The 5728-nt window shown below is 46.1% G+C and carries 7 protein-coding genes and 2 pseudogenes; 4 read left to right on the forward strand and 5 right to left on the reverse strand.

What is annotated here, in order from left to right; translation table 11 throughout:
- Nucleotides 1–1047 (forward strand): LacI family DNA-binding transcriptional regulator (locus tag AC6R1O_RS17825; RefSeq protein WP_500657524.1); only part of this gene is annotated, 1047 nt, incomplete at its 5' end.
- A gap of 241 nt (nucleotides 1048–1288) precedes the next feature.
- Here AC6R1O_RS17825 and AC6R1O_RS17830 read toward each other — a convergent pair.
- Nucleotides 1289–1870 (reverse strand): annotated as a pseudogene (locus AC6R1O_RS17830) (IS3 family transposase); the annotation flags it as partial.
- Here AC6R1O_RS17830 and AC6R1O_RS17835 point away from each other — a divergent pair.
- Nucleotides 1868–2275 (forward strand): annotated as a pseudogene (locus AC6R1O_RS17835) (IS3 family transposase); the annotation flags it as partial. The pseudogenes AC6R1O_RS17830 and AC6R1O_RS17835 overlap by 3 nt on opposite strands.
- Before the next feature lie 163 nt (nucleotides 2276–2438).
- Here AC6R1O_RS17835 and AC6R1O_RS17840 read toward each other — a convergent pair.
- A complete protein-coding gene (locus AC6R1O_RS17840; protein ID WP_500657525.1) occupies nucleotides 2439–2936 on the reverse strand; it encodes a GNAT family N-acetyltransferase in 498 nt (165 codons plus the stop codon).
- A complete protein-coding gene (locus AC6R1O_RS17845; RefSeq protein WP_017191059.1) occupies nucleotides 2933–3205 on the reverse strand; it encodes a type II toxin-antitoxin system TacA family antitoxin in 273 nt (90 codons plus the stop codon). Before AC6R1O_RS17845 ends, AC6R1O_RS17840 begins: the two co-directional genes overlap by 4 nt.
- A gap of 216 nt (nucleotides 3206–3421) precedes the next feature.
- On the opposite strand from AC6R1O_RS17845, the gene AC6R1O_RS17850 reads away from it, so the two are divergent.
- Nucleotides 3422–3952 carry an HNH endonuclease gene (locus AC6R1O_RS17850; RefSeq protein WP_500657526.1) on the forward strand — a complete coding sequence of 177 codons (531 nt, stop codon included), beginning with the start codon at nucleotides 3422–3424 and terminating at the stop codon, nucleotides 3950–3952.
- Nucleotides 3953–3991: 39 nt separating this feature from the next.
- Complete coding sequence (locus tag AC6R1O_RS17855) at nucleotides 3992–4324, forward strand: zinc ribbon domain-containing protein YjdM (RefSeq protein WP_487903822.1); 333 nt, start codon at nucleotides 3992–3994, stop codon at nucleotides 4322–4324.
- A gap of 68 nt (nucleotides 4325–4392) precedes the next feature.
- Here the strand turns inward: AC6R1O_RS17855 and AC6R1O_RS17860 are convergent, their stop codons facing one another.
- Nucleotides 4393–5310, reverse strand: coding sequence for a siderophore ABC transporter substrate-binding protein (locus AC6R1O_RS17860; protein WP_500657527.1), 918 nt, complete (start codon nucleotides 5308–5310; stop codon nucleotides 4393–4395).
- Between the two features lie 5 nt (nucleotides 5311–5315).
- Nucleotides 5316–5642, reverse strand: a complete 327-nt coding sequence (locus AC6R1O_RS17865) for a DUF2218 domain-containing protein (RefSeq protein WP_500630633.1) — start codon at nucleotides 5640–5642, stop codon at nucleotides 5316–5318.
- Nucleotides 5643–5728: the final 86 nt, after the last annotated feature.

Raw genomic sequence — 5728 nt, forward strand, 5'->3', positions numbered from 1 at the left:
AAAAATGTTGCGGAACTTGCTGGAACCTCGATCGCTACCGTTTCTAGAGCATTGAGTGATGGCCACAATGTTAGTGAAGATGTCCGCCTTAAAATAAACAAAGCGGTCAAACAAATCGGCTATAAGAGAAAATCTTACACCACCGTCGAATCGATGAACTTGATGCGCATCGCGGCCATTACCAATGACGATTCAGCCAATCCCAACAGTTTTTATTACGCGATCCTTTCAGGGCTTAGATTTGAGTGCAATAAACTTGGGATCGAAATAGATATTACTTTGATCGACTCCCTTCCAACCGATGTCAATAAACTTAAAGAACGTCTTGAACATGATGACGCTATTATATTGATTGGTATGGAAAACCCTGAAATACTCCGCAGATTGCATCAGTTAGACAAACACGTGCAACTGATTAATGGCTCAGACAGTAAAATGCAGTTTTCGAGTATATCTCCAGACTATGAACACGGTGGTTATCTAGCTGGCAAACACTTGTTGGACACGGGTAATCGAGCAAACTGCATCATTACTGCAAACGTAAGGCCATCGATTAGAGATCGGCAAGTAGGGTTTATGCGTGCACATCAAGAAGTCTTGGATTCGAGTGTGACGGTTATCGACCTGATCGAAATAGCAGCTGAGCTTAAGTCCCCAATTTTAGAGCGTATTTACGCCGGTGAAACGGGGGGAGATTTTGGTGCAAAGTATCTCATGCCTTATATCATCGAACATGGGTTACTAGACAACGTGGATGGGGTGTTTTGTGCCTGCGACTTAATCGCGATTTCAGTGATGCACCAAACTCAAGCCGCCGGTTTGTCACCCATGTCGATTATTGGTTTTGATGATCTTCCGATTGCCACCTTGGCGAAGCCACAATTAACAACTGTTCGTTCAAACTATTACGACTTAGCCAAACAAGGGTTATCTATGCTGATACACCGCCATGCGCATGGTAACTTGAGCAGCATCAGAGCAGCTATGGCCGTTGAGTTGGTAAAACGTCAATCGGTGATTGACCGTATTAGTACCCTAAAAGGGTAGAGTTTTGTCTCTGAATGTTTTATTTGGGAGTATCGTATCAGCAACGCTACTTGAAAAAGCCAAGTATAAGTGGCCGTCAAAAGAGAAAAATGAGGTGTTTACCCTGACTCAATTTGAGCTTGATAGGCTGCTTTCTTGCTTCATGATTATCGGCCACAAACCTGTTCGAATAAAAGATAGCTCTATGGGATATGACCTTTCCCCGAGATTAATACCACCGCCTCGATGAAGTTTCCCATGTTTACGCCACTTGATTGGCATAATCAATTGGCGACATATAATTTAGAGAGCTATGTGGTCGAATATGGTTGTAGTGCTCTCTCCATAGATTTATTTCGTAACGTGCTTCATCCAGAGTGCGGAACCAGTGTTGATTGAGACACTCATTTCTGAACTTGCCATTTAGGCTCTCCACAAAGGCATTTTGAGTCGGTCTACCTGGTTGAATAAAGGCGAGTGTTACCGACGTTGTCTTTGACCAAAAGAACATGGCTTTGCTGGTAAATTCCGTCCCGTTGTCGCAAACAATGTTATCTGGCTTACTGCGCACCTCGGTTAGTTGAGTTAAAAAACGGGCAACTTGTTGGCAACTGATTGATAGGGACACCAGCTGCCCAATGAGTTCTCGTGAAAAATCGTCAACGACATTGAGCACACGAAAACGTCTACCATTGCTCAATTGGTCAGAGACAAAGTCCATCGACCAGCGTTGATTGGCTCTTGTGGGTGAATTCATAACTAGTCTCGGGCGCTGTAGCTTTTTGCGCTTCTTCGTTCTGACTTGCAGTCCTTCCTCAGTGTAAATACGATACGTGTGCTTCTTAACTCAAGACAAGTAATTGGATGGTCTATGGATACCAGAATGACGGCTACGCTGGCCTGTGATGCGCTATCAATGGCGTTGTTCCGTCGCGGATTCCCCGAGCAGGTTATCGTTCATAGTGATAGAGGTAGTCAGTACTGCTCAAAAGATTATCGAGACCTCATAACTGCTTATAATCTAAAGCAAAGTATGAGTAGGAAAGGAAATTGCTGGGACAATGCCTGTGTTGAGAGCTTCTTACATTCTATGAAAGTGGAAGCGATCCAATATGAGCCGATTATGACGAGAGACCAGATGCGCCAAACGATCTTTGAGTACATAGAGGTTGATTATAATCGGACGAGAAGGCACAGTGCTCTTGGGTATCTAAGCCCAGTTAACTTTGAACAACAAAATGTCACTTAATGAAGTGTCCAGTCTGGTTGGAGCAGATCATCAACGCCGATAGTTTGAATGTTGGACATGATAACCTCCAGTTTTTCAGCGTGCACTGAGTCAGTATGGCACGCGGAGTGTCAGGGAGAGGGAATCCATATCATTCGTTAGTTTGCTAAAGGCTAGCGGTTAACTAGCCTAAGCTTGCTCTCACATCTGCAATGGTGATGAAGAGTTTGTTTTCAGCGTCTTGAAATGCTTGAAAACCATAGCGTTCATAGAAATGTTTTGCTCCGTCTTTGGCGTCAACGACAACAACTGGAAATGCAACGCTATCACTAGCGGCTAATAGCTTTCTGAGTGCGTCGATAAGCAGCCACTCACCCAAGCCCTTCCCTTTGTATCGGTCATCAACAGCAAGACGGGCAATCAGACCACCAGAAGTGGATGATTGGTGTTTTTTTTGTAACTTATTTGGCAATGCCTTTAAGTCAATTGGTGTCATTGTTAGCGTGTAAAAGCCGATGACATGTGAGTTGTCGCTGTCATCTTCCAAAACAAACGTTCTGGTGTTGTCCTTCTTTGCTTGCTGACTCGCCATTACTTTTAAGTAATTATTGAGAGCTTCGATGCCACAGTTGAATCGGTTTCTATCGTGTTTAGCTTTATCTAGAAGTACCGTATTCATCATTGAGTTTTGCTCTCGTATCGATCAGCAGCAGCTTTTAGTTTTGAGTTCTGTGTCGCAGGACGGTCTAAAGCTTCCATCAGCAGCATCGCATCAGCTTGGCTCAGTTTTAAAGCTTGTTCACGTTCGATGACTTGTTTGGCTTTTTCGATTGCAGCGCTTAGAACAAACGAGTTGATGCTAGACATACCGGCGATCGCGGCAGCCTTAGCAAGCAAGTCTTGTGTATCGACATCAACTCTAGCGGTGATGCGAGGCAAAGTAGTAGCCATAATGTTATCTCCTTGTGTGTCAAAATGTCACATGTGTATTATGGTCCTAAAGAGTGCAATAATCAATCCCTGTGTCACTTTGGCACGCAAACTAACCAGTTACTCAAGTGGACGCCAAACTCTCGGCGGTTTTGGTTTGGAGTTTAGTGGGTTTTGCGAGTTCATCGCAGGCGCCATTTAGCAAGGCGTTCTAGTGATAAATCGTATGGACGAAACATGAAATCGGAAAGAGAAAGTATAGAGATTTCAAGAATCATAAATTTTTGGATCGATAAATCCAATGTGTTTAAAGGCTTTATCGATCTGAATGAACCAACTTCCTGGGCTTGCGGTCAGGGGTGGGAAGGGCGATACGATATTGTAGGTGGTGATTACCTCAAAGCGTGGGCAAAATGTCCATTGCAAATTTGTCATATAATCCCACATTCTTTGGGTGGTACAGAAGAGCCTTCAAATTTGGTTTTAATGTGCAAGGAATGCCATGATTTAGCTCCTAAGGCGAATACGATTAAAGACCATCTCATACGTATCCTGACTATTGGCTTTATTGTTTCAAGTGTTGTCTGGATGATTTGCCCGCAATCTTTAGGCGTGATCACAGGGCCGATTTCCATCATCATCGGCGCATTGTCAGGGGTAGCGTCCACACGAAAATACGAACTACAAATAGAATTTCAACACGCTGATGAAACTGGCGTGCAATGGATATCAGTGGCGAAAACATTGCTTTCGCTCGCAAGACGTTGAACACTATCCGTGTGTTTCCTCGCTAAAAGAATGATGAGTATGTCCTTACCTCCTTGCCCGAATTGTCAATCTGAGTACGTTTATCAAGACCAATCCCATTTAGTGTGTCCGGAATGCGCTTATGAGTGGAATCCTGATGAGGTTCAGGGTGAGCCACAAGTCAAAGATGCGAACGGAACGCTGCTCAGTGAGGGCGATAAAGTGACGTTGGCAAAAGATCTTAAGGTGAAAGGCAGTTCGCTAGTATTGAAAATTGGCACTAAAGCGCTCATTCGTCGCATTACAGAAGGTAAAGATCACCAGTTGGACTGCAAAGTCGATGGGGCCGGTGACATGGTGATTACGGCGCAGTTTGTGAAAAAGGTGCAGTAGCACACCCTTTGGCATTGCCATTGAGTGTGCGTTTTACTCGCGTTTCTAATGTGTGTTGCCTAAGTCCACTACTGAGGCGAGTTGTCGAGGCTACTGGCGACATCATCCAGCATGATCTCGGTCGCATGAATGCCTCCATAGGCGAGATACCATGCAACAGGATCGACGTAGACAATGCGCTGCGCTTTGGCTGCGGGAGTGTGCGCGATAAGCGGATTGTCAAAGAGTTGCTGCGCGGCGCCGTGGGCTTTGCCAGTGGCTTGCTCTCGGTCGAGCACAAACAGTGTTGATGGTTTGGCATCGGCGATGTATTCAAACGAAATCAGTTTACCGTGCGGGCCTGTCTCGCTGGCCACTGTTTGGCTCGATGCGGGCAAAAATCCGAACTCTTCAAAGATGATGGAAAAGCGACTTTGTGGCTCGAAGGTCGAGATTTTTTTGCCACTGCTCATGACCATCATCGCGTCACGTTTCTCAGCGCGAACTTCAGACTGGATGGCGTTAATGCGCTGCTCGGTTTCTTCAATCTTCGACGCCATTTTATCTTCTTTGCCGACCAACGTCGCGATAGCACGCCAGTTCACTTGGGTATCGTGCCAATATTGTCCATTGGTCGTTGACAGCATGAGCGTGGGTGCGACCTCGTTGAGATCATCATAAATGCGCATCATGCGTTCATCGGCAATGATCAAGTCGGGTTTTAAGGTAAAGAGGGTTTCAAAATCGGGCTCAAACAGAGAGCCAACGTTGGTGACCGTCTCACCGTAGTGGGCCAAGTAGCTCGGCATCAGCATATGCACAGCGCCGACTGGCGTGACTTCGAGGAAGTCGAGCGTGTCGAGGGCGCTATGTGTCAACACGACAACCCGTTGTGCCGGCTTATCGAGTTCGATATGGCCTTTGATATGCGAGACATCGATTGATGCCGCATGTGCCTTGCAGGTCATCACGGCCAGCGTGAATTGAAATAATAGACGCGTAAACATGTGCATTACTCCGAAGCAGGTTGAGTCCATTGAATAGCAAACTGATCGCCGCGATAGGCAAACATCTCCAGGTGCGAGGTGAGCACTTGCTTGACGGCGCTGAGCGCCTCGGGGGTTTGTGCTGCGCAGTGAATATCTAAACTGTCGGGTTCGCTGAGGGTGAGTGTACACACCCCATAGGGAAAATAAGCGACGCCTTGGCGCTCGTTATACTCAACCTCAATCTTACGACTGAAATGTCGACATAAAGTGGTGAGGTAGCGCGCGCAGTGCTCAGAATGAATCTGAGTATGAACCTGGCAATCGTTAGGGGAGAGTTGGTTGGATTCCATAGCAATGTGCGCCTTAGGCTAAAGGCCCAAGGCGCGTCTCCTTATCATTAGAATTCGTAAGAGGCGGACAGTTTGTAGTTGCGCCC

The sequence above is a fragment of the Vibrio sp. R11-SG3-ISO3-SZ genome, from assembly GCF_059834345.1.

Coding starts and splice junctions, on each gene's coding strand:
- AC6R1O_RS17865 (WP_500630633.1), bottom strand. CDS start 5,642: ATGGAATCCAACCAACTCTCCCCTAACGATTGCCAGGTTCATACTCAG.
- AC6R1O_RS17850 (WP_500657526.1), top strand. CDS start 3,422: ATGAAATCGGAAAGAGAAAGTATAGAGATTTCAAGAATCATAAATTTT.
- AC6R1O_RS17845 (WP_017191059.1), bottom strand. CDS start 3,205: ATGGCTACTACTTTGCCTCGCATCACCGCTAGAGTTGATGTCGATACA.
- AC6R1O_RS17860 (WP_500657527.1), bottom strand. CDS start 5,310: ATGTTTACGCGTCTATTATTTCAATTCACGCTGGCCGTGATGACCTGC.
- AC6R1O_RS17855 (WP_487903822.1), top strand. CDS start 3,992: ATGTCCTTACCTCCTTGCCCGAATTGTCAATCTGAGTACGTTTATCAA.
- AC6R1O_RS17840 (WP_500657525.1), bottom strand. CDS start 2,936: ATGATGAATACGGTACTTCTAGATAAAGCTAAACACGATAGAAACCGA.